Source organism: Streptomyces sp. NPDC048411 (assembly GCF_040704695.1).
Lineage (GTDB): Bacteria > Actinomycetota > Actinomycetes > Streptomycetales > Streptomycetaceae > Streptomyces.
Genome location: NZ_JBEZKL010000085.1, coordinates 1 through 21,448, shown reverse-complemented (window position 1 = coordinate 21,448; position 21,448 = coordinate 1). Strand labels below are relative to the sequence as shown.

General features: G+C 68.5%; 18 protein-coding genes and 4 pseudogenes. 11 read left to right on the top strand and 11 right to left on the bottom strand.

The genetic code is table 11. The annotated features are described in order from the left end of the window. Positions 1-37 precede the first annotated feature (37 nt). Both AB0915_RS25955 and AB0915_RS25950 read left to right on the top strand, forming a co-directional pair. Positions 38-202 (top strand): annotated as a pseudogene (locus tag AB0915_RS25955) (IS110 family transposase); the annotation flags it as partial. A 79-nt stretch (positions 203-281) separates the two neighbouring features. Further along, positions 282-764, top strand: a complete 483-nt coding sequence (locus AB0915_RS25950; protein WP_366693359.1) for a DUF5959 family protein — start codon at positions 282-284, stop codon at positions 762-764. Between the two features lie 201 nt (positions 765-965). Here the strand turns inward: AB0915_RS25950 and AB0915_RS25945 are convergent, their stop codons facing one another. Both AB0915_RS25945 and AB0915_RS25940 read right to left on the bottom strand, forming a co-directional pair. Continuing rightward, positions 966-2,429, bottom strand: coding sequence for a cytosine permease (locus tag AB0915_RS25945; protein WP_366693358.1), 1,464 nt, complete (start codon positions 2,427-2,429; stop codon positions 966-968). 277 nt (positions 2,430-2,706) lie between these two features. Then, positions 2,707-2,996 (bottom strand): annotated as a pseudogene (locus tag AB0915_RS25940) (Na+/H+ antiporter NhaA); the annotation flags it as partial. 197 nt (positions 2,997-3,193) lie between these two features. Here AB0915_RS25940 and AB0915_RS25935 point away from each other — a divergent pair. Continuing rightward, positions 3,194-5,268: pseudogene (locus AB0915_RS25935) on the top strand (SpoIIE family protein phosphatase). 95 nt (positions 5,269-5,363) lie between these two features. On the opposite strand, the gene AB0915_RS25930 reads toward AB0915_RS25935, so the two are convergent. Beyond that, a complete protein-coding gene (locus tag AB0915_RS25930; RefSeq protein WP_366693357.1) occupies positions 5,364-6,380 on the bottom strand; it encodes an Lrp/AsnC family transcriptional regulator in 1,017 nt (338 codons plus the stop codon). A 184-nt stretch (positions 6,381-6,564) separates the two neighbouring features. On the opposite strand from AB0915_RS25930, the gene AB0915_RS25925 reads away from it, so the two are divergent. Together AB0915_RS25925 and AB0915_RS25920 are read left to right on the top strand one after the other, a co-directional pair. Continuing rightward, entirely contained in the window at positions 6,565-7,944 is a 1,380-nt protein-coding gene (locus AB0915_RS25925) for an MFS transporter (protein ID WP_366693356.1), read from the top strand. Then, on the top strand, positions 7,941-9,152 hold the full coding sequence (locus AB0915_RS25920; protein ID WP_366693355.1) for an amidohydrolase: 1,212 nt from the start codon (positions 7,941-7,943) through the stop codon (positions 9,150-9,152). The genes AB0915_RS25925 and AB0915_RS25920 overlap by 4 nt, the downstream gene beginning before the upstream one ends. A gap of 324 nt (positions 9,153-9,476) precedes the next feature. Here AB0915_RS25920 and AB0915_RS25915 read toward each other — a convergent pair whose 3' ends face one another. Continuing rightward, positions 9,477-10,223 carry an SDR family oxidoreductase gene (locus tag AB0915_RS25915; protein WP_366693354.1) on the bottom strand — a complete coding sequence of 249 codons (747 nt, stop codon included), beginning with the start codon at positions 10,221-10,223 and terminating at the stop codon, positions 9,477-9,479. Positions 10,224-10,582: 359 nt separating this feature from the next. Here AB0915_RS25915 and AB0915_RS25910 point away from each other — a divergent pair, with 359 nt between their 5' ends. From AB0915_RS25910 to AB0915_RS25895, 4 genes are all read left to right on the top strand, one after another. Then, positions 10,583-10,816: a hypothetical protein gene (locus AB0915_RS25910; RefSeq protein WP_366693353.1), complete on the top strand. Its 234-nt coding sequence runs from the start codon at positions 10,583-10,585 to the stop codon at positions 10,814-10,816. Between the two features lie 993 nt (positions 10,817-11,809). Next, on the top strand, positions 11,810-12,253 hold the full coding sequence (locus AB0915_RS25905; protein ID WP_366693352.1) for an SRPBCC domain-containing protein: 444 nt from the start codon (positions 11,810-11,812) through the stop codon (positions 12,251-12,253). After that, on the top strand, positions 12,250-12,600 hold the full coding sequence (locus tag AB0915_RS25900) for a metalloregulator ArsR/SmtB family transcription factor (RefSeq protein ID WP_366693351.1): 351 nt from the start codon (positions 12,250-12,252) through the stop codon (positions 12,598-12,600). The genes AB0915_RS25905 and AB0915_RS25900 overlap by 4 nt, the downstream gene beginning before the upstream one ends. Positions 12,601-12,735: 135 nt before the next feature. Continuing rightward, positions 12,736-13,497, top strand: a complete 762-nt coding sequence (locus AB0915_RS25895; protein WP_366693350.1) for an SDR family oxidoreductase — start codon at positions 12,736-12,738, stop codon at positions 13,495-13,497. A 205-nt stretch (positions 13,498-13,702) separates the two neighbouring features. Here the strand turns inward: AB0915_RS25895 and AB0915_RS25890 are convergent, their stop codons facing one another. From AB0915_RS25890 to AB0915_RS25875, 4 genes are all read right to left on the bottom strand, one after another. After that, the gene (locus AB0915_RS25890; RefSeq protein ID WP_366693349.1) at positions 13,703-14,524 is read right to left on the bottom strand and encodes an alpha/beta hydrolase; all 822 of its coding nucleotides are present in this window, start codon (positions 14,522-14,524) and stop codon (positions 13,703-13,705) included. Positions 14,525-14,861: 337 nt separating this feature from the next. Beyond that, complete coding sequence (locus AB0915_RS25885) at positions 14,862-15,623, bottom strand: metallophosphoesterase family protein (RefSeq protein WP_366693348.1); 762 nt, start codon at positions 15,621-15,623, stop codon at positions 14,862-14,864. 274 nt (positions 15,624-15,897) lie between these two features. Then, a complete protein-coding gene (locus AB0915_RS25880; RefSeq protein ID WP_366693347.1) occupies positions 15,898-16,725 on the bottom strand; it encodes a VOC family protein in 828 nt (275 codons plus the stop codon). Positions 16,726-16,760: 35 nt separating this feature from the next. Beyond that, on the bottom strand, positions 16,761-17,087 hold the full coding sequence (locus tag AB0915_RS25875; protein WP_366693346.1) for a plasmid stabilization protein: 327 nt from the start codon (positions 17,085-17,087) through the stop codon (positions 16,761-16,763). Positions 17,088-17,336: 249 nt separating this feature from the next. Between AB0915_RS25875 and AB0915_RS25870 the strand changes: the two genes are divergently transcribed. Beyond that, complete coding sequence (locus AB0915_RS25870) at positions 17,337-17,756, top strand: hypothetical protein (RefSeq protein WP_366693345.1); 420 nt, start codon at positions 17,337-17,339, stop codon at positions 17,754-17,756. A 464-nt stretch (positions 17,757-18,220) separates the two neighbouring features. Here AB0915_RS25870 and AB0915_RS25865 read toward each other — a convergent pair whose 3' ends face one another. Beyond that, positions 18,221-18,886 carry a nitroreductase gene (locus AB0915_RS25865; RefSeq protein ID WP_366693344.1) on the bottom strand — a complete coding sequence of 222 codons (666 nt, stop codon included), beginning with the start codon at positions 18,884-18,886 and terminating at the stop codon, positions 18,221-18,223. A 174-nt stretch (positions 18,887-19,060) separates the two neighbouring features. On the opposite strand from AB0915_RS25865, the pseudogene AB0915_RS25860 reads away from it, so the two are divergent. Then, positions 19,061-19,204, top strand: a pseudogene (locus tag AB0915_RS25860) (IS5/IS1182 family transposase); the annotation flags it as partial. A 169-nt stretch (positions 19,205-19,373) separates the two neighbouring features. Here the strand turns inward: AB0915_RS25860 and AB0915_RS25855 are convergent. Both AB0915_RS25855 and AB0915_RS25850 read right to left on the bottom strand, forming a co-directional pair. Then, the gene (locus AB0915_RS25855; protein WP_366693368.1) at positions 19,374-19,943 is read right to left on the bottom strand and encodes a DinB family protein; all 570 of its coding nucleotides are present in this window, start codon (positions 19,941-19,943) and stop codon (positions 19,374-19,376) included. Between the two features lie 92 nt (positions 19,944-20,035). Then, entirely contained in the window at positions 20,036-20,824 is a 789-nt protein-coding gene (locus tag AB0915_RS25850) for a hypothetical protein (protein ID WP_366693343.1), read from the bottom strand. Positions 20,825-21,448: the final 624 nt, after the last annotated feature.

The following is a 21,448-nucleotide window of genomic DNA, read 5'->3' as shown; positions in this document are numbered from 1 at the left end:
GTTCTACCTCTCCGCCCAGATCGCCGCGCGCTTCTGCCCTACGTCGAAGACGTTCTACGACCGCAAGCGAGCCGAGGGCAAGAACCACAAACAGGCGATCCTCGCCCTCGCCCGCCGACGCCTCGACGTCCTGTGGGCCCTCATCCGCGACCAACGCCAATGGACAGTACGGCCGCCTCAACCGGAACCCGCTGCCGCATGACGATCACGTGCCTGTCGGCGGGACGCGGCACCCACACCTGTTGGAGTCGTTCCCGAGCACCTGCCGTAGCTTCCCAGCCATGGACACGGCTACACAGCCCGATGCAATTGAGCTGATCCGGTTGGCCGATTCCGGCCAGTGCGTCAGCGTCTGTCTGCGCTCCACCGAGCCCGCCCTCGAAAGCCTGGGCGTTCGGTACTACGACGCGGAGGCCGTCGTCACCAGCGGCTTCGTCAATGGATCTGTCTACCTAGGGTTCGACTCCGATGACATCTCCGACTGGGGCCGGCTTCTGGACGCCGTCGAGGAAGCCGAGCAGGAGGCCGACCTCGACGAGCCGTTCACCGCAGACTGGCCCCAGTCAGGCCGCACCGCCTGCCTCCGATTCATTGCCGAAGACCCCTACGTGATCGAAGTCCGTGACGGCACCGGCACCCAGATCGTCGTCTCAGTGCCACTCGGCATGGGCGAAGAGTGGATTGCCGAGTCCAGGGAGCGTCTGGCGGCTGCCCGAGCCGCTCTTGGCGTTGACGCAGAGAATCACCGTGACACACGTTTCTGACCGCGAGCTTGCACTCCCGCACCACGCTCCGGCTGCTTGACAACGACGATTGGGAATCAGTCACACTGCCATGTGACTGAGCGCTTCAGCCGATCAATTGAGCATGACGGTTGGCCATGTCCACTGCCCCGGGAAGACCGGCCGCCGGCTCAGGTGAACCGGCGGCCGGGCAGTCAGCGACGAGGTGTCCGCGCGTTCGCGTCAGACGGTGATCCGCTCGGCCTTGAGGGCGGCGGTCTCCTCGGTGGCGGCGGACGTGTTCTCCCGGGGCGCGGGGAGCACGGCCATGATCACGCCGGAGATCACGATGGTCGCCGCCCAGGCGAGCCCGTACTTGCCGATGGGAGTGCTGGAGAACGGGCCGGCGAACCAGTCGCACTTGGTGAAGGCGAGCCCGATCAGCAGGGAGACCGCCCAGGACACCATCGCCTGCCAGCAGAAGCCGCCCACGTACCAGTACCGGCTGCTCCGGCTGGTGTCCATCAGCGCGCCGGCGTCGTAGCGCACCGCAAGCGACCGACGCCGGAACATGTCCACCGCGTAGACGCCGATCCAGGCCGAGAAGGAGACGGCGAGCAGGGTCAGGAAGGTGATGAAGGAGCCCAGGAAGCTCTTGGCGACCAGCATCAGCATCAGGCCGCCGACCAGCGAGATTACGGCGTTGATGCTGACGGCCATGGCACGCGGCAGCTTTACACCCATGGTCTGGGCGGTGAAGCCGGCCGAGTACATCGAGAGGCTGTTGATCAGCATCATGCCCACGAGTGCGGTCAGCAGGTACGGCACGGCCAGCCACGTCGGCAGCAGGTCGCCGAGGAAGGCGACCGGGTCCGAGGCCTGCGCCAGACCGGGCGAGGCCGTCGCCATCACCGCACCCATCAGCACCATCGGCACCATCACCAGAGCGGCGCCCGAAACCGTCACGCCGATGATCTTTCTGCCAGAGGCGGCGTGCGGCAGATAGCGCGCGAAGTCCGGGCCGGTGGGGACCCAGCTGATGCCACCGGCGGCGATGGTCCCGATGCCGGCGATCATCATCGCGGTGGTTCCCGCGGGCTTGGAGAAGACCTCACCCCAGTGCATGGTCGCGATCAGGTAGCCCAGTACCAGGACGCTGAAGACGCCGAAGAGGTACGTTGACCAGGTGTTGCAGACGTTCAGCGCCTTCCGGCCCATGCCGGAGACCAGGAACGTACAAGCAACGAAGGCGAAGAGTGTGATGACGATCAGCGCGGTGTTGCTCTTGACGCCGAAGAGCAGGTCAAGAATGGTCAGCACGGCGTAGGCACCGGTGACGGCGTTGATCGTCTCCCAACCGAACCGAGCGACCCAGAGGATCGCGCCGGGGAACAGGTTGCCGCGCACACCGAAGGTGGCCCGCGAAAGCGTCGCGCCCGGCGCCCCACCCCACTTTCCGGAGACCGACAGCAAGCCGACCATGCCGAACGAGGCGACCGCGGCGCACACCGCGACGATCAGGACCTGCCAGAAATTCAACTGGTTGAACACCACCAGGGCCGCACCCATGGTGAGAAGCAGGACGCTGATGTTCGCCGCGACCCAGGTCGGGAAGAGTTCGCGGACTCTGCCCCGGCGCTCGTGGTCCGGGACAGGTTCGATACCGCGTGTCTCTATCGCGCCGTCGGCGGTGGACAGATTGTCCATGAGGGTGGCTCCGTGCGTGTGAAGCGGGAGATAAGTTGGGCGTATTCCACATTTATGGAACTCTTCGCGCTTAGCGCACGAATCAAGCCATCGTACTTTGATCGAGGGTCGTGTCCGCGGAGCGGTGAAAAAGGTCTCAATGCGGTAGTTCCGTGGGGAAACGGACTCGCCCGGTGTCGGCGACCTCTCAGTTGAGGGATTGGTCACGGATGAGCCGGACGTGGATCGGCCCGGCGGCGGCCGGCGGGACGGCGGCGATGCCGTCGGTGAGCGCGTCGGAACCCGGGTCGTCGCCGACCGCAAGGGTCGGCGGGAAGGCCCGCGGTGCAGAGGGCAGGTGGGTGCTCCCGACGGCCAGGACCGCGAGCGCGAAGAGCATGCCAGTGGCCATCGGCACTGCCGAGCCGTCCAGGTTCCCTCCGCCGACCGTGGCGGTGGCTGCGCAGACGGCTGCCGGACCGCCAGGCCGGACACAAGGCCGCGATGACCGGCAGGGCTGCGGTGGCGGGTGCGGAACTCGCCGCCGACGAGTTCCCGATTCAGCTCGATCCGCACAACCAGGAAGAACCCGTCACGGGCAGCCGCAGGCCGCGTACCGCCCGCTGTCTGTCAGACGAGTCCCTCCGGTCTGCCAACCGTCCTGCGCTGGGATGGCGACGGGGCCCGGGGGAGTATGGGGGGTGTCCGGAGCAGCAAGGAGACCGGCGCGACGGAAGGTCGGCAGGAGGCCCCGCGTCGGTTGACAGGCGGAGGGAGTGCCTTGCATGAACAGCATCGAATCCTTCCAGGCCGACATCAGCCGGCTGCGCCCAGGGCGTTCGCGCCCGGGTGGGCTGCTAGATCTGCTGACTGTCGCCGCGGTGGTGCTGGACGCCGACGGACGGATCGCTTTCTGGAGCCCGCAGGCCGAGGAGCTGTTCGGCTATACCGCCCAGGAGGCTCTTGGCCAGTACGCGGCACACCTGATGGTCCACGAGGAGCACCTGGATCTGGTGATCAAGCTGTTCGCCGAGGTGATGGGCACGGGCCAGAGCTGGGCCGGTGCTTTCCCCATCCGGAACAAGGACGGCACCACCCGGCTGGTTGAGATCCGCAACATGCGACTCCTGGACCACCTCGGTGACCTATACGCCTTGAGTATCGCGGCCGACCACACTGCCCTCCAGCAGGTCGAAACCGAGCTCGCGCTCTTTGAGCGGCTGGTCTCGCAGTCCCCGATCGGGCTCAAGGTCATGGACACCGACCTGCGGTACGTGACCGTCAACCCAGCCCTGGCCCGCATCAATGGCCTGCCCGCCGCCGACCACATCGGCCGGAACGTCCATGAAGCCCTGCCCTTCCTGGACACCAAGGCCATCGAGTCCGTGATGCGCCAGGTCCTGGCAACCGGTGTCCCCGTCCTGGACCGGTACGTCGTCGGCCGCACCCCCACCGAACCCGAGACCGAGCACGCGTGGTCCACCTCGTATTTCCGGCTGGAGGACCGCGCCGGGCGGGTGCTCGGGGTGGCTGCCTCGGTCGTGGACATCACCGAGCGGCACCGTGCGGCCACCGAGGCCGCACGGGCTCGGCGTCGCCTTACCCCCTCATCGCCAACGCCTCCGCTCGCGTCGGCACCACCCTGGAGGTGGACCAGACCGCCCGGGAGCTGGCCGAGGCCACGGTGCCGGAACTCGCCGATGTGGCCGCGGTCGACGTGCTCGACTCGGTCCTGGCCCTGCGCCGCTCGGCCGCGCCCGCGACCGGCCCGGAACTCTTCCGCGCCCTCGCCGTCGTAGCCGCCTATCCCACCGAGGTCGTCCGCGCCGCCGACAGGCCCGGAGACCTTGCCATGTACGGCGCCGACCGCCTGGTCACGCAGTGCGTACACACGGGTCGGCCGGTGCTGGTGCCGCACGCAACCGGACAGGATCTGCCCTGCATCGCCCGCGACCCGGCTGCCGCCGCCCTCCTGGCCCAGGCCGGCGTCCACTCGTATCTCACGGTGCCACTGATCGCCCGCGGCGAAGTCCTGGGCGCCGTGGACTTCATACGCGCTCGCAACCCGCTGCCCTTCGACGAGGACGACGCCACCCTGGCCGGTGAGCTCGCCGCCCGCGCCGCGGTGTGCATCGACAACGCGCGTTGGTTCCAGAGCGTGCGCAACACCGCGGTCACCCTCCAACGCAGCTTGCTCCCGGATCACCCTCCGCACCATGCGGGCCTGGACGTCGCCTCCCGCTATGAACCCGCCGGAGCTGCCAGTGAGGTCGGCGGGGATTGGTCCGACGTCATCTCCCTGGACGGCGACAAGACCGCCTTGGTGGTGGGTGACGTGATGGGCTGCGGGATAGACGCCGCCGCGACCATGGGTCGACTGCGCACCGCGACGTGCACGCTGGCCGATCTCGACCTCGACCCGGCACAGGTGCTCCGACAGCTCGACAAGACCACCGCACGCCTGGAGCACTACATCGCCACCTGCGTCTACGCCGTCTACGACCCGCGCCGCGCGGAGTGCCACATCGCCACAGCGGGACACGTGCCTCCCGTCCTCGTACGCGCAGGCCATCCCCCGGAACTGCTCGACCTGCCCACCGGCGTCCCCCTCGGCGTCGGTGGCGTTCCCTTCGAAGCCGGCACCGTCGGACTGGGGAACGGAGATCTGCTCGTCCTCTATACCGACGGACTGGTCGAAACCCGCGAACGTCCCATCGACGAGCGTCTGAACAGACTTCTCCAGCTGCTGGAAGGCCCCCAGCGCCCCTTGGAAGAGACATGCGACCGGCTTTTCAGCGCACTGCGGGATCCGGAGCACCACGATGACGTGGCTCTCCTCATCGCGCGTCCTCAGGCATAGCCGGCTGCGCGTCCGCCACACGGCAAAGGAGTTGGCGGGAGTTCCGCAGAGCGCCATCGTCGGACAGGGGGAGGAGGGTCCGTCGCGCGTCCCGCCTACCAGGGTGAGATCGGCTGGACGCCGATGCGGCGCCCCTCCTCGTCGAGCAGATGGCCCATGCGTTTGACCGTGTGCAGGCCGACGATGCGGTCAGTCACCGTGAGGGTGGGCAGGCGGGCGCACAGGGCGGTCTCGTGCCGCTGGATGTCACCGAGGTCGTGCACCCAGAGCGTGGCGAAGATGTTCGCGGTGCCGGTCACAGCCGCGACCAGACGGCACTCGGGCAGGGCGGCGAGGGTGCGGTGGACGGTGCCGATGTCCCGCGCGGGCACTTGGCCGAGCAGCGAGACCGGGACGGGATGCCCGGCGAGCACGGAGGCGATGTCACAGCGGAAGGTCAGGACGGCGGAGTCCGTGAGACGACGCAGGCGGCGGCGGACAGTGGCCGGGCTGGTGGCCGTCCGCTCGGCGAGTTCGGCCAGGCCGAGGCGGCCGTCGCGGACCAACTCGTCGAGCAGGGCCCGGTCGACGGGATCGAACGTGAGCGTACGGAGCGGCTCCCGTGCCCCCGCCGAGTTGCCGAGCGCCGTCAACTGGGCGGGATCCAGGGAGCGCAACCGCCAGCGGCTGCCCTCGACGTACAGCGAGGTGGCGAACAGACAGCTCACCGAGACGATGCCGGACAGCCGGTCCAGCTTCTCGTTGAGGAATCGGCTGAGCGAGGGCAGGTCCGGGGCCAGCACATCGAGGAGCAGGTCGGCGCTGCCGGGCCCGGTCAGCTCGATCGTCACCGCCTCCGGGAGCGCGCTCAACTCCGTCATCAGCCGGGATCGCTCCTGAGGAAGGCAGCGCAGCAGCACGAAGGCCGTGCAGCGGCTACGCGTGAACTCTCGCCCGGGCGCCGCGTACACCCAGGCGAGCCCCGCCCGGGTCAGCCGCTCCCAGCGCCGCGCCAGCGTGCCCGCGGTGACGCCGAGCAGCGGAGACAGCTCCGACCACGAGGCCCGGGGCCGCAGTTGGAGGGCGTTCACCAGGGCGAGATCGAGCTCGCTGGCGGTGACCGTTTCTCGCATCACAAGCACTCTCTACGTACGAATCCATGAATATTCGAGACCACGTGTATCTCGACCCGCACAGTAGCCACCACATTCGGTTCCGGCCACCAGATGATCCAGAGGTGAAGCTGTGTCCACACGCATATGGGGAACGCGACGCGGACCAGGAGCGCTGAGCTCCGGCCCGGGCATGCTTGCGACGATGGCTGTCGTCGTCCTGTTCAGCGGCATCGTCCAGGGCTATCTGACGCCGCTGCTGCCCGAGATCGGTCTGCGCCTGCACATCGGCTCCGTGGGGCAGAACAACATCTACCTCCTGTCCCAGCTGGCCTTCGCAGTGATGACGCCGCTGCTCTCCCGGCTCGGCGACCTGTACGGACACCGCAAGCTCCTGCGGGTGGCCCTCGCGATGGTGGCGGGCGGCTCGCTCCTGATCGCCGTGCGGCCGTCCGCCGTGACCCTCGCCGTCGGCGTGACGCTCCAGGGCGCCCTGGTCGGCTTCTTCCCCCTCCTCGTGGGCATCCTCCGCTCCCGGGCACCCGAGCGGAACCGAACCGGAATCTCCCTCCTCGTCGGTGTCCTGCTCATCGCGATCGGCGTGGGCGGCCTCGTGGCGGGCGCGCTCAGCGAGCGCCACGCGGAAGCCGGACTGTGGACGGCCGTCCCGGTCGCCGTCCTCGCCGTAGTGGCGGGCTTCATCCTGCCCGACAGCGACGCACCGCGCGGCGGGCGCTTCCACTACGGGGCGGCGGCGCTGCTCACCGCGGGCCTGGTGGCGCTCGTCCTGGTCCTCGCGCAGGGCAGTACGTGGGGCTGGGGCACGCCGCGCACCGTCGCGCTCGCCGCGGCGGCCCTCGCCGTCCTCGCGGCCTGGGTGGCGGTCGAGCGGCGGTCCGAGCATCCCCTGGTCAGCGTGCGGTTGCTGAGCAATCCGCGCCTCGCGGTGGTCAGCGGATACACCTTCTGCGCCGCGTTCGGCACGATCGGCTTCCTCGGCGCCAACGCCCTCTTCCTGGGCGCCTCACCGTCCGCGACCGGCTACGGGATGGGCCTGGGACCGCAGGCCATCGCCACCATCGCGCTGGCCATGGTGACCGCCGGATTCGCCGGCTCCACGCTGACTCCCCGTCTCGCCCGGAGGATCGGCGATCGCGCTGTGCTCGCCTCGGGCGGTGGCCTCATCGCGCTCGGCTTCCTGGGGATGGCCCTCTTCCACGAGACCCTCGCCCAGTACGTGGTCTGCGCCCTCGTCGTGGGGCTTGCGACCGGACTCTTCGAGTCGATCACGCGGACCCTGTCGGCGGAGGTCGTCGAGGAACAGGAGACCGCTCTTGCCGTCGGCCTCAACGAACTGGCTCTCTCCCTCGGTGCGGCCATCGGCGCTGCCGTGATCGGCGCGTTCTTCGCGGCCCACGCCGTGCGTGGCACCACGCGCATCGCCGAGTCCGGCTACCTGTGGGGCTGGGGTGCGTGCGCCTTCGCGGCTCTGGTCGGCATGGCCCTCAGCCTGCGCTATAGCAGTCCACGCGAGGCCGACGCGACGTACGGACAGAAGCCGGTGCAGAGCGGAGAACTCGCATGACGCTCATCCCGGGCATGCACAGGACGGTGACCGAAGCGGTGCGCTCCTGGAGCGAACGGCTCGTGGCCCTCAGCCACGGACTGCACGACGAACCCGAGACCGCTCTCCAGGAACACCGCTCTGCGGCCAGGATCTCCGGCCTCCTGGAGACGGCCGGCTTCGCCGTCGCCCGGGGCGTCGCCGACCTCCCCACTGCCCTCGTCGCCACCCGCGGATCCGGCGACCTCGTCATCGGGTTCTGCGCCGAATACGACGCCCTGCCCGGCATCGGCCACGCCTGCGGGCACAACGTCAACGGAGCCGCGGCCGTCGGCGCCGCGCTCGCACTTGCCGCCGTGGCGGACGAACTCGACCTGACGGTCAAACTGATCGGCACTCCCGCCGAGGAGGACATCGGAGGAAAGGTTCTCCTCCTCGATGCCGGAGTCTTCGACGACGTGGCTGCGGCGATGATGGTGCACGCTGCCCCCGACGACAGCGTCGGCGCCTCCTCGCTGGCCATCGGGTCCTGGGACATCACCTACCGCGGCAAGCCCTCGCACGCCGCGCTCGCCCCCTGGGAAGGCATCAACGCCCTCGACGCGATGACCGTCGCCCACACCGCCGTCGGACTGCTCCGCCAGCAACTGCCGCCCGGTGTGGTCGTGCACGGCATCGTCACCGAAGGCGGCCAGGCCGTGAACGTCATCCCGGCCCGCACCCGCGCGCGCTGCGAGGTCAGGGCGCTGACCGTGGAGCAACTCGCCGAGGCGTGGCAGCGGGTGCGCGCATGCTTCGAGGCCGGGGCGCTCGCCACTGGCGCCGAGCTCGAACTGCGCTCACACGGAAGTGACTTCGCCGATCTGCGGCAGGACCCGGACATGACGGAGGCCTACGTCAAGGCAGTTGGTGAACTGGGCCGTACGGTGATGTCGCGGCACGGTGAGACGATGGCGTCGACGGACATGGGCAACGTCTCGCAGCTCATTCCCACGATCCACCCCACGATCGGCTACGACACGGGCGGTGCCAAGCAGCACACTCCCGAGTTCACCGCGTACGGCAAGAGCCCAGGAGCCGACCGGGCGGTGCTCGACGGGGCGGCCGCGCTCGCCCTGACCGGTGCCGGCCTCGCGACGTCGCAGGCCCAGCGGAGCCGACTGCTCGGCGGGGTGAGGAAGCGGCAACGGAGTCGGGAGCTGTCCGGGCGATCAGAGGCGCGAGCGTAGTTGCCGGCTCACATCGCCACCGCCGACCGGATGTCATCCGAAGATGTTCAACCGTCGCGCCCGCACCGTGGTTTCCGACATCGATGGCACGCTCTGCTTTGATCATTTCCCTTGTCGCCGGTGCGGCCTCGCTGGGCCGGCCGACCACGTCGCCGGGGTCAACGTGCGCAACCGCGCACGCTCGGCGTGGGTATTCGTCAACATGCCCGATCCGCTCCCGGCCCGAGCCGGGTGCGGTAGATGTGACCCGTGACCGCCCTGTCGTAGGGGGCAGTCGGGAGCATAAGCAAAGCCGCATCGAACCGAGTCAGCAAGCTTGGTCGTTTACGGCCGAGTAGTTGACGAGAGCCAGTCGGTGTAATGGGTGGGGGCGATGCGGGCGTCGTTCCGGGCGGTGAGGACATCACCGTGGACGACGGCGAACATGCCGGCGGTGTCATCGGTGACGACAGAGCGCCCGTCGCCCTTGGCGGCGAGGGTGAGCCGGCCGAGTTCGTCAAGGGGATAGACGTCGGGGCCCGCGATCTGGAGGACGCCATTGAGCGGGGTGCCGGCGGCGACTTCGGCGACGATGCGGGAGACATCCGCGGCGGCGATCGGCTGGAGTGGCGTACGCGGCAGGCGGACGGTCTCGCCTTCGGTGGTCTCGGACATCACTGCGTCGATGAACTCCATGAATTGCGTGGCGCGGACGATGGAGTACGGGATCGGGCCGGCCTTGAGGATGTCTTCCTGAAGCACCTTCGCCCGGTAGTAGTCGAGGTCGGGCACCTTGTCCATGCCGACGATGGAGAGGATGACGAAGTGCCCGATGCGGCCGTTCTCACTCGCGGCGAGGAGGTTGTCCATCGAGGTCCGGAAGAAGGCGGGCGAGGCGTCGTCGAAGGTCGGGGAATTCGTCAGGTTGATGACGGTGTCGGCGCCCGCCACGGCATCATCCAGGCCCTGGCCGGTGATGACGTTCACGCCCGTGGACAGGGAATGCGGGACGGCCTGGTGGCCGGCCGCGTTCAGGTTCTTCACGACCAGCGACCCGATCAGCCCGGTTCCGCCGATGACTGCGAACTTCATTGCATGGTCCTTTCACCGATGGCCATGTCCGATATGTGTCTTGGTGGCGCTAACTTCACCCAGGCCGCGCGGCTGGCGCAACCGCACGGCGACTCGCCCACCTATCTCGCCAAGCAGCCCCAGTCCTCTCGCGCGCTGGGCTCATACATTCATCGCAGGGAAGGTGGGCGGCTACTCCCGCGAGCGGAGGCCCTTCCCGAGGTGGCACGAGACGGTGCTGCGCCATCGTGACGTGAACCGCGTCCAGGCGGGTGATCGCGCAGGCCCATGCCGCTGGTCGCCTTGCGTTGGGGTGGGGCCGAGCACAGCCTCGTAACGTCCAGGAGAGACGCCCAACACAGCGCGAGGAGTAATCGACCATGGCGGTATGTGAAGTCTGTAGCAATGACTACGAGAAGGCATTCGAGGTGCGTGCGGACGGGGTTCTTCACATCTTCGACAGCCTTGAGTGCGCAGCCCAACGGATCGCTCCGTCCTGCGAAAACTGTCAATGCCGGATCTTGGGGCACGGTCTCCAGGCGAACGGCCAGTTCTTCTGCTGCGCCCACTGCGCACGCCAGAAAGGCCACGCACAACTCGTTGACCACGCTTGAGCGAATGCCAGATTCCTGCCTGCAGCAGGTCGCCTCGGTGTTCGGTTACGGACAGCCGCGCCGCGAATCGTCATGGCCGGCGAAGCCGCCCGTGAATTTGTCGAGTGGCAGCGGCGGGGAATGGTGCTCTTTCGTCCGCCGGATGGTCCCGGTGGCGCGGGCTGAAAAGCGGCCCATCGTGCCGGCACACTGATCCTCCGGCACGACCGCACGACCGCACGACCGCACGACCGCACGGCCCCGCCCCCGGGCCGACGCCATCCCACGCTGCGAGCGATGCCGCGGGCCAGATCCATGAAATCCAGCAGTCGGGCGGCGAACCCCCGGGGACGGGTGTCTCATACCGAACGGCCTGGGCGCGTCGCCGCGCGACTGCGATGCTGATGACGGGGGCGAACGGGGCCACCTTTCGGCCGCCCAAAGGGCGGACTCCCTTACTGGCGTAGCTGTCCGTCGACAGCGTCAGGGGACCGCGTCAGGCCGTCAGCACGGTTTATGCCTGGCCCCCGTGGTGCCCCCGTGGTGCCGAACCTGGGGAACCCACTCACCCAGCAGCACCAGTTTGCACGCCATGGCCTGCCGGATGACCTCTGCCTGCACATCCGGGATGACTGCCCTCGCCGGGGCGTGGAGTCAACCGGCAGGGAGGAAGCGCTGCATCGGGTGAGGTGTCGTGCCTCACCCGATGCGGTCGAAATGCTCAGCCGGCTGCGTTCAGAACGTCACGATGTTCTGGTTCGAGGGATCCGGCCGCATGCACCGCCGATCCGAGGGCAAGGCCGAGCGCTTCCGCGCTTTCGCCGGCATTGCCGCGGCCCCCATGTGCCACCGACGCCTCGTCGTGTTGGCCGGTGCCGCCTCGGCCTGCCTGCCGCAGGGTGTCCGCGGTGCGACGAACGGCGCGCGATCGAGATGCAACTCTCGGGTTGCGCGTGAGGTGGCTACGTGCAACTCTGGAGTTGCACCCAATGGCGACAGTGAAGGAGTCCCCTCATGAGCGAGGATCGGATCGAACGCGAAACCCTGATCGAGGCACGCGTGGAGCGGGTCTGGTCGCTGGTGGCCGACCCCGGGTTCTGGGTGGCCGACAAGGCGAACCTGCCCGGCATCGCGGCCAAAGAAGGCGAGTCGGTGGTGGCGAAGAATGCCGAATACGGCGACTTCCCGGTGCGCGTGGAGAAGGTCGAGCCGCCGACGTACGTGGCGTACCGCTGGGCCAGCGCGTTCCCCGGCGAAGAGCTGCGCGAGGACAACAGCACCCTCGTGGAGTTCACGTTGACCCCGGAAGGCGACAAGACGCGGCTCCGCGTCGTCGAGAGCGGATTCGCGGCACTGGCCGGGTCCGAGGAACTGCGCAGCAAGGCGGTGAAGGACAACACCGGCGGCTGGCCCCAGGTGTTCGATGCGCTCAAGACGCGTGCCGAACAGTCCGCGTGACAGACGAACGTCGCGGCGGCGAGGCGGTCGACAGCGTTCTCGTCGCGCTGGCCGACCCGACGCGACGGCAACTGCTTGATCTGCTTGCCGCGCAGGGCGAGGTCACCGCTACGAAGCTCGCCGAACGAGTGCCCGTCTCGCGGCAGGCGGTGGTCAAGCACCTCGCCGTCCTGGACGCCGCAGGGCTGGTTTCCGGCCGCCGGGTCGGACGCGAGGTGCGGTACGCGGTGCAGCCCGCGGCGCTGGACGCGACGGCGCGGTGGATGGCCGCGCTCGCGGCCGACTGGGATCGGCGGCTGGCGGACATCAAGCGCATCGCTGAGGCAGCGGAGCGGGATTCGCGCTAATGCGCTGATCACGGACGTTCACGGGGTGGGACGCCACGCCACCCGGTCTGCCGGTTGGGTGGCGTGGCGTCCATGTGGCAGTGGGCCGGCGTCTGCTGACGTCCGGGCTTTGACGATCTACGGAAGGAACGTGTGATGCTCCTCAACGGCAAGGTTGCCGTGGTCTTCGGCGCTGGCGGCACGGTGGGTGGTGCCGTCGCGCGTGAGTTCGCCGAGGAAGGCGCGACAGTCTTCCTCAGCGATCGTACGTCGACGTCCGTGGAGGACGTCCAGCGCGAGATTGTTGGCAAGGGGGGCGCCGCTCACGTCGCGCAGGTCGACGCCACCCATGAGTCCGACGTCGAGGGCTACCTCGCCGAGGTTGCCGGTCGGGCCGGGGCGCCGGATGTGGTGCTGAACGCGATCGGTATCCAGGCGGTACAGGGTGTTCCACTGCTCGAACTTTCCCTTGCCGACTTCGTGTCCCCGATCACGACCTGGGCGTCGTCGCAATTCCTCACCTCGCGCATCGCCGGACGACACATGGTCCAGCGGGGTTCGGGTGCCATTCTCACGCTCTCCGCGTCGCCGGCCACGCTGGCCATCGCGGGGACCGGCGGATTCGCGGTCGCCTGCGCGAGCGTCGAGGCGCTCAGCCGGACGCTCGCGGCCGAACTCGGACCGGTCGGCGTGCGGGTCGTCTGTATGCGGCCCCACCGCATCGCCGAGACGTTCGACGCGCCGGACCTGCCCATGCCGGATGCCGAATTCCGTGCCTTCCTTGAAGGCATGACACTGCTCAAGCGCTTGCCCAGCCTGAGCGACGTGGCTCGCACCGCGGCATTCCTCGCCTCGGACGGCGCCGCCGCCATGTCGGGATCAGTGGTGAACCTGACCTGTGGCATGAGCGTGGGCTGAATCGTTGTTTCCGGCCGGCGGCGTGAACAAGGAGGTGTGGTCTCCCATCCTGCCGCCTTCCACAGGCCGGGTCCGGGTGCCGACCGCCGTCGGTGTCCACCTACCGCTGTGTCACGGTGCCTGTGGCCAACCACGTTGCCCACGGGTCCAAGCGGCCGGCGGCCATGGGACACGGACGCGTCGCCCGGCCGGAGGTGGGTGGCGGTCAGCCCTTGAGGAAGTCCAGCAGTTCCGCGTCGAAGGCCTTCTCGCGCTCGCCGACCAGGCCGTGCGGGGCGCCGGAGTGGACGATGAGGGTCGCGTCCTTGATCAGCTCGGCGGACTTGGGCGCCGAGGCGGCGAAGGGCACGATCTGGTCGTCGTCACCATGCACGATCAGCGTCGGAACATCGAAGCGCTTGAGGTCCTCGGTGAAGTCCTGCTCCGAGAACTGCTCGATGCAGTCGTACGCGCCCTTGAGGCCGACCTGCATGCTCCACATCCAAAAGGCCCGGCGCACCCCGTCCGAGCCGGCGGCCCCCGGCCTGTTGAAGCCGTAGAAGGCATCCGCGAGCTCCCAGTAGAACTGGGAGCGGTCGCCGGTGACACCCTCGCGAAGGGCGTCGAACGCCTCGATCGGCAAGCCCTCCGGGTTGGTCTCGGTCTTGAGCATCAGTGGAGGCACCGCACCCAGCAGCACAACCTTGGCGACGCGGCCGGTGCCGTGGCGGCCGATGTAGCGGGCCACCTCCCCGCCGCCGGTGGAGTGGCCGACCAGCACGACGTCGTGCAGGTCGAGGGTGTCGACCAGCTGCGCAAGGTTGTCGGCGTAGGTGTCCATGTGGTTGCCGTTCCACGGCTGGCCCGAGCGGCCGTGCCCGCGCCGGTCGTGGGCGATGGCCCGGTAGCCGTTTTCCGCGACCAAGCGGAGCTGGCCATCCCATGCGTCGGCGTTGAGAGGCCAGCCGTGGCTGAACACGACCGGCGGCCCACTGCCCCAGTCCTTGTAGAAGATCTCTGTCCCGTCAGCAGTGGTGAACGTGCTCATCGTGGTTCCTCCCGGCTGACTTCCCCGAGACTCCCACCGGCGACGGCCCCGTCCCGCTCACGACCGAGTACGTGCGGGGTCCAGCTCCTGGCACGCTTCACCGATCGCACCCACTGTCACGGATGCTGCTCACGCCCCGCTCCGGCAGTCAGTTTCGACAATAGAGCGCGACAGATCGGGGCGCCACGTTGAGCCGGATGGGGGCGTGCGGCTCTGCCGACGGGTCGACGCCGAGCAGCAGATCAGGTCGGTGCGCTGAAGCAGATGCAGACGGGCAGGCCATCGTTGATGGTGTGGTCGGTGTTGTGCCGTCTGCTGCCGGAGACAGAGGAGGCCGTCACCCTGCGTGCGCGCGTCCGTCCCGCGGGCCGAAGGCTTCGAGAGCGTCTGCGTCGGTTGCGCGCGCGTGCAGGAAGTAGTCGGCCCACTCAGCGATTTCGGGGTACGAGGAGTCCTGGCTGACCCGGGTGACGGCGGCCTTGATGTCGAAGTCGGTGATGCGCAGGTCGATGCCAGGGCCCAGGATGGCCCAGTGGGCTCCGCTCCGTCCGTAGGGCATGCCCACGCTGCCGGGATTGATCACCAGTCGGCCGTGGGCGACGCGCACGAATGGCATGTGGGTATGGCCGCAGACCACGGTGCGGATGTCGGCGTCGAGCCCACCGAACACTTCCTTCCAACGATCGAGGCGCGAGTCGACCAGGACGACCTCTTCGTCGTCCCGGGGGGTGGCGTGGCAGAACAGCACCTTGCCCAGGCCGTGCACGGGCAGGGAGAGTGATCGCGGCAGTCGACCGAGGAGGTCGAGGTGGTCCTCGCGCAGCTGTTCGGCTGCCCAGGGCGCGATCGGATCAGGGATCGAGTCGCGCTGCCCGCGGCGGTACTCCAGAAGTTCGCGGTCGGCGTTGCCACTGATCCAGACGACCCGGTCGCCGAGGCTGGTCAACAGGTCGAGGACCTGCGCCGGTTGCGGACCTGCGGTGATGTCGCCGGTGAGCACGATCTGATCAGCGGCGCTCACGTCCGGCTCGGCCAGCACGGCCTCGAGCGCGGGCAGGACCCCGTGAATGTCGGAAAGGACGGCTACTCGGTTCAGCATGGTCACCACTGTGAGGTGAAGACAGCCGGGAAGTGAGAACGTTCGCCCGACGCGAAGGCCGAGGCGGGGCCACTTGCCGTGCATGGTCACCGGAGGCGTAGTTCTTCCGGGGGCTCCGGCCTCGGTGACGATGCGGGTCGTGCTTCTGCCGAGGTAGCCGAGTGCCCGGGCGATGACGGGGGGATGACGGCGGCCGCGGGACCTCATCACCGGCCGCGGCAGGCATCTGCATCTCCGCTGTGCGGGGGCGCCTTCGCCAGTCTCCCATTATCGATCACACCGGTTCCGGGTCGGCTGTGGTCACCGGCCCGGCGAGTACCGATCCGGTCCACACGGTGAAGAGGCCGCCGCTGGGGTCGCTGATGACGGATTCGGTGCCGCCGCCGGGCGAGGCGGCCACGGGGGTTGCGGTACCTCCTGCCGCGCGTGCGGCGGCGATGACCGATTCCACGTCGTCGACCTGGAAGTGCACGTGCCAACGTGGCCGCACGCGGGGGTCGGGAGATTCCCCGACGCCGCCTCCGCGCAGAGTGGCCACAGTGTTTTTGCCCTGGCGGACGGTGACGGTGTCCTGCTCGTAGGCGTAGGTGACCTCGCAGCAGCCGGGTTCGCCGGAAGCCCAGTCGAAGATCTCGGCGTAGAAGATGGCGGCGTCGAACGCGTCGCGGGTGCGCAGCTCGAGAAAGGCCGGTGCGTTGCCGCGACCGGCCGACCAGGGAAGGGCGCGGCCTTCCCAGAAGCCGAACAGGGCCCCGTCGCGGTCGGCTGCCATCACGCCCCGGCCGAGGCCGAAGCGCACCGGACCAACGGCGATGGTGCCGCCGCGCTCACGGACCCGGCCTGCGGTGACGTCCGCGTCCGCCACGGCGAAGTACGGGCTCCACACCCCGGCCATCGGCAGACCGGGCGCCACCTCGGCCAGCCCGGCTACCGGCCGCCCCTGAACGGAGGCGACCGAGAAGCCCGTTCCCAGGCTGCCCGGGCGGAACTCCCATCCCAGGACGGCCGAGTAGAAGTCCTGTGTGGCGCGCAGGTTGCGGGTCATGCGGTTGACCCAGCATGGTGTTCCGCACACCGGAGTGACGTGGCGTGTAGGCGTCATCAGGATTCGTCTCCTCGCCCCCGCACGAAGGGCTGTCAGCGGCCGAGTGCCTCGCGCAGCTCCTGTTTGTTCATCGTCGAGCGGCCCTCGACGTGCTTCTTCTTCGCCTCTTCGTAGAGCTGGTCCTTGGTGGGCCCCTGCGGTCCGCGATGGGATCGTTCACCGCCACGTTGTGGGGCGGATTGTGGATCGCGCAGGGATGTTCTGCTCGCCGTCTTCGCCTCTCCTGAACGGGCCCGCTCCTTGTTGACGGTGCGCGCGGCGATTTCCTTCGCACGCTCCTCGGAGACACCGCGCTTCTCGGCACTCTCCTTGATGTGCTCGTACTGTCGCTCCCGCTTACGACTGGATCCTGCCGGCATCACACCGCGCCTTTCCTCCTGTCCGACCCTGCGCGCGGCAGCTTGGGTGGCGTTTCGCGCGCACCGCGCGCCACCGCATGCATTCCACGCATACGCCCACAACGCCTCGTGCGCCACCTGGGGCAGCGTCGGGCTTCCCCGGCTTGGCCCCGGAGGGAAAGGTGCCCTGCGAGCGGCATGGACGGTGGGGTGCTGCCGGCGGGGTCCCCTCGCTGCGCGACAGCCCGGAGCGGGCGCAGACTGGGGGGTATGAACCCCTACGAGGGTCTGGCAACGGTGGAACGCAGGGACGGGACCCTGGTCCGTGTGTGGGCGGAGATCACTGTCGTCCAGCGACGCGGTGCGGAAGGCACCGAGCGGTCCTGGACCGCCCGGCTGACCGCGCCCGGCGGCGAAGGGCTGCTGGTGCGGGACGCAGTCACCTTGATCCTCGACTCCGGGACCCGCTGGCCCGCCGAGGTCACCCACACCCAGCTGTCGTCCGGGCTGCACTCCCCGGGCTGGACCGAGATCCAGGGCACCGGGCCCGCCGTGGCCCGGCCAGGCGAGAACTCCGGCGGCCACGTCGTTCAGGACGATGCGCCAAAGCCCGGCGTCACGGGTCCTGGCGAGCGGCGAGGAAGCGTTCTCCGGCCCGAACCGGACCCCGACCACGACGGAACCCCCTGAAGGCCTGTGCTCATGCCGCACAGGGTGGAAAGAGCGGCCATGGGTGAGGGGTGAGTTCACGGGGTCCGCGATGCTGTGCAGGGCCACGGTGCGGCTTGAGGTCGCACGGCGTGGGCGGATACTGAGTTCCGAGGCATGGAATCGCGTACGTCCCGGCTCCGCCAAGAGGATGTGGTGCTCAGCCGCAGGGTCCCGCGGCCTGCTCAGCGCGTGGTCCAGGGACCGGCCGATGGACTCGGACGACGCCAGGGTTTCTGGAAGGTGGCACTGGGCGTCTGCGCACGCGACTTCGGCAACCCCTGCGTGTGCGAACACGCCTGCTTCTCTGAACGACGAGTTGCGAGAGTCCGGGCCGAGGCCACGCAGTCGTCGGCCCGTCACGACGACTGTCCTCGCCCTTGGCGCCCCGGCCGGGCTCGTTCAGCTGATGGAGAGGTTCGTCGTCGCCAGACCGACATGTCCGGTCACACTCCGATGAAGCTCACTGTTTCTGTCATGTCCACCCGCCCGGTACGCAGCCGTGGCACGCCTTCCTTCTCGAATCCCACCGAGACACCGCAGAACAGTGCGAGCCCGTCATCGGCGCCGACTGTCTGGCTGACAGTCTTGCGATACATCGTCCACATCACCTGGGGGCAGCTGTGCAACCCTTCCGCCCTCAGCAACAGCATGACCGTCTGCAAGTACATCCCCGCGTCCCCCCACTGTCCGGGCCCCATCGTCCGGTCGAGGTAGCAGAACAGTACGACCGGCGCCCCGAACGCCTCCGAGTTCAAGGCGGCGATCTTCATGGGCCTGTCGGGGTCGTCGCGCTCGATTCCCAGCGCTTTGTACCGCTGGGCAGCCGCGGCGGAAAAGCGGTCCAGATACGGCGAAGTCAGTTCGGCCGGGTACATCGGGTACTCCCGCTCGTCACCCGTGTCTCCCGCCAGTGCCCTGGCCGTCGCGCGCCTCTTCAGTTCGGCCAAGGGCTCACCGGTCACGACATACACATGCCACGGCTGGAGGTTCCCACTCGACGGAGCCCGCGTCGCTGCAGCCAGCACTCGTTCGAGTATCTCTTTGGATACCGGCTCATCGCTGAACGCCCGCACAGCCCGGCGACTGTCCACAGCCTCATACACATCCACGTCTTCTCGTCCTCTCACCCAACGACAACCACCTCTTTACCGTCTTCAGCACGCACAAGAGGCAACAGGTGATCCGGATCGCACTTCGATCTGCGGCAGGCGACAGCGCTGTTCCTCGGCCTGTGCATGCGATCGGCCTCCGCCTGCTCCACGAGGTGGTGGACCAGTCCGTCGGTGATCGAGCGCACCATGTCGTGGCTGTCCGGCTACCGCAGACTCAGTCCCCGATACGAGCGAAACCCCCGCAACTACCTGGCCTTTCTCGGCCTCGCCGCCGCCATCTGCTGGTACAAGCGCCATGTCCGCCTCACCACGTAGGACACGGTCTGAGACCAGCTCGGCGCGCTCGGCCTGCTCCTGGACGCTGTGGTCCTGCGGGTTCAGCACGTACCCACATCAAGCCGTCGGCGGCACCAGTGATCGCTCCCTGCATCTTCCCTGACCACGGGAACAACGTATGGGCGCTACTTCCAGCGGGTCGAGTCTGCTATTGCCCTACCCGGCCGTCGACGCATTCGCGCAGCAGATCGGCGTGCCCGCAGTGGCGGGCGTACTCCTCGATTCGGTGGACCCACAGCTCCCGGACAACGGTGCCGTCCTGACCCACCCGCGCGCCCAGATCCGGATACTCGGCCAGCACTGCGTCGGTTGCCGCCTGTTCGCGAGCAAGATCGGCGAATGCGCCCTCGACCAGCGCCTGCTCCGCAACGACTCCCTCGAAGTCGGCATCACGCGCTCCGTACAGCTTCGGTGCCGGATCTCCTGACAGAATCCAGTTGCGCCAGTCCCGCTCCACCTCGGCGAGATGGCGGACCAGCCCCAGCAAGGACATGGTCGACGGCGGCACCGACCGACGCGCCAGTTGCTCCGGATTCAAGCCCTCGCACTTCATCCGCAGAGTCAGTCGATAGCTCGCCAGGAAGCCCTGCAGCGTCGCCAACTCACCGTCGGGGCTGTCTTCGTCACTGTTGCGGGGGTCCTCGGCGGGGTCCGCCCACATGTCGGGGTAGACGCTGGCCTGGCTCCACCGCTCGGGCACGTCGCTCACTGTGTTCATCATGCTGATGATGCTGAGCAAAGGCCGACATGCAAGCGATTATTCAGGCGTGCATGCCGACGCCAGCGGGCGCAGGCGATGGCGAGCACGGTTCAGTGCAGGTCCACTTGGAATGGGTGACGACGGTCGGCGGGGCAGGCGAAGATCCGCAGGTCGCCCCATCGCCCCACGACGACTCCAGTTTCGTCATCGCTGGCCACGGTGAACAGCGGCGTCATATCGGTCTCGCACGTGCGGCAACGGAAGACCATCGGGTGCGTCAGGTGCCAGGTCGGCCAGCCTCCGAGTTTCCATCCCGCGAGACGAGTGATCGCGTCGCCGCCGTTGCCGGTCCGGCGTACCAACTCTTCCAGCGCCGGACGGAGCTCCGGCGGCAGTTGCTCCCGAAACGGGAAGTCCGTCAGCGGCTCGCCGGTGAGGGTGCAGGGCTCGGGCAGATGACCGTCCTCGGAGTGCCGTGAAGGCGAGGGAGGGGCCTCCCGTGTGGTGTCGACGTCGGCGGCTCGCCGCCATCGCACCTCCACGATGGGGCTGACGTCGGCCTGTTGCGCGGGGGGATCCCAGTGTTCGTTGGGGCACCACAGAATCTGCAGGAGGTCACGGTCGGAGGGCCACCACGGCCCCGGCATGTCTCGCTCGAAAATCTGGGCGACCGGCACCATGGCCGTGGCCGGGAGGCCCGCAGGTTCGATTTCGTCAGGCACGGCGCACGTAGGCCAGGGTTCGTCGCTCGGCCAGAGCAGCGGGCCGCCGATCGAGCTGTTCCCCGGACCCGGCTCCCCCCGCTGGGGGTGCAGCACGATGGCTTCGCGCGCAAAAGGTGCAAGGCCTGGCAGAGCGTGGAGTATCGCTTCGGTCGAAGGTCTCGGGAGGTACGTCATCGTGCCTTCTCGTCGCTGGAAAAGAATCGCTCGTAACGTACAGCTCGGCAGTGAGCCTGATGCGCAGCGGCGAGGCACTGCGGGTGATGCTGACCAATGGCTGACGCGCCGAGTCCCACCAGGACCCGTCTCCGGCCGAGCCACCCGCCGAGCCGGGGATGAACACGCCCGGCGTGACCGCCCGAAGAGCCCCTCCACAGCGGCGGCGGGCTGACAAACCCGCCGTAGTTCAGCGGCCTGGCGTGCGAAGCCGAGCTGGTACCAGGTCTCCACCGCGGACCGCATGATCCACCCGGACAACGAGCGCCGCATGGCCCAGCGAATGAATCCGCGCAAGACTATTGAACTGGTTGCCGGCCACGCCTCGTTGGCTTCCCAGCCCGGTCACGGACTTCATCGAAGCGGCCGCCTTCGGTTGGTCACGGTGCCGAAGGCGGGAGAGAGGGGGCAGACACGGGCGCCCGCTCCCGCGTGGTCCTGCCGCTGTACGACCAGCGACGGGTGGCGGCTCCGAGCCCGTGAGCAGGCGCGGGGGGGGGGGCCACCGCCGCCCGGCCGGCCCGCGGGGGTTCCCTAGCGGGGGGGGTTTAGGAGGGGTTTCGGGGGGGGGGCCCCTTCCTGGTA

Bases quoted from the DNA above. Each gene is read 5' to 3' on its own strand.
- AB0915_RS25855 (WP_366693368.1), bottom strand. From the start codon at position 19,943: ATGAACACAGTGAGCGACGTGCCCGAGCGGTGGAGCCAGGCCAGCGTC.
- AB0915_RS25850 (WP_366693343.1), bottom strand. From the start codon at position 20,824: ATGACGTACCTCCCGAGACCTTCGACCGAAGCGATACTCCACGCTCTG.
- AB0915_RS25950 (WP_366693359.1), top strand. From the start codon at position 282: ATGGACACGGCTACACAGCCCGATGCAATTGAGCTGATCCGGTTGGCC.
- AB0915_RS25880 (WP_366693347.1), bottom strand. From the start codon at position 16,725: ATGACGCCTACACGCCACGTCACTCCGGTGTGCGGAACACCATGCTGG.
- AB0915_RS25890 (WP_366693349.1), bottom strand. From the start codon at position 14,524: ATGAGCACGTTCACCACTGCTGACGGGACAGAGATCTTCTACAAGGAC.
- AB0915_RS25895 (WP_366693350.1), top strand. From the start codon at position 12,736: ATGCTCCTCAACGGCAAGGTTGCCGTGGTCTTCGGCGCTGGCGGCACG.
- AB0915_RS25930 (WP_366693357.1), bottom strand. From the start codon at position 6,380: ATGCGAGAAACGGTCACCGCCAGCGAGCTCGATCTCGCCCTGGTGAAC.
- AB0915_RS25915 (WP_366693354.1), bottom strand. From the start codon at position 10,223: ATGAAGTTCGCAGTCATCGGCGGAACCGGGCTGATCGGGTCGCTGGTC.
- AB0915_RS25920 (WP_366693355.1), top strand. From the start codon at position 7,941: ATGACGCTCATCCCGGGCATGCACAGGACGGTGACCGAAGCGGTGCGC.
- AB0915_RS25925 (WP_366693356.1), top strand. From the start codon at position 6,565: ATGGCTGTCGTCGTCCTGTTCAGCGGCATCGTCCAGGGCTATCTGACG.
- AB0915_RS25885 (WP_366693348.1), bottom strand. From the start codon at position 15,623: ATGCTGAACCGAGTAGCCGTCCTTTCCGACATTCACGGGGTCCTGCCC.
- AB0915_RS25910 (WP_366693353.1), top strand. From the start codon at position 10,583: ATGGCGGTATGTGAAGTCTGTAGCAATGACTACGAGAAGGCATTCGAG.
- AB0915_RS25875 (WP_366693346.1), bottom strand. From the start codon at position 17,087: ATGCCGGCAGGATCCAGTCGTAAGCGGGAGCGACAGTACGAGCACATC.
- AB0915_RS25905 (WP_366693352.1), top strand. From the start codon at position 11,810: ATGAGCGAGGATCGGATCGAACGCGAAACCCTGATCGAGGCACGCGTG.
- AB0915_RS25945 (WP_366693358.1), bottom strand. From the start codon at position 2,429: ATGGACAATCTGTCCACCGCCGACGGCGCGATAGAGACACGCGGTATC.
- AB0915_RS25870 (WP_366693345.1), top strand. From the start codon at position 17,337: ATGAACCCCTACGAGGGTCTGGCAACGGTGGAACGCAGGGACGGGACC.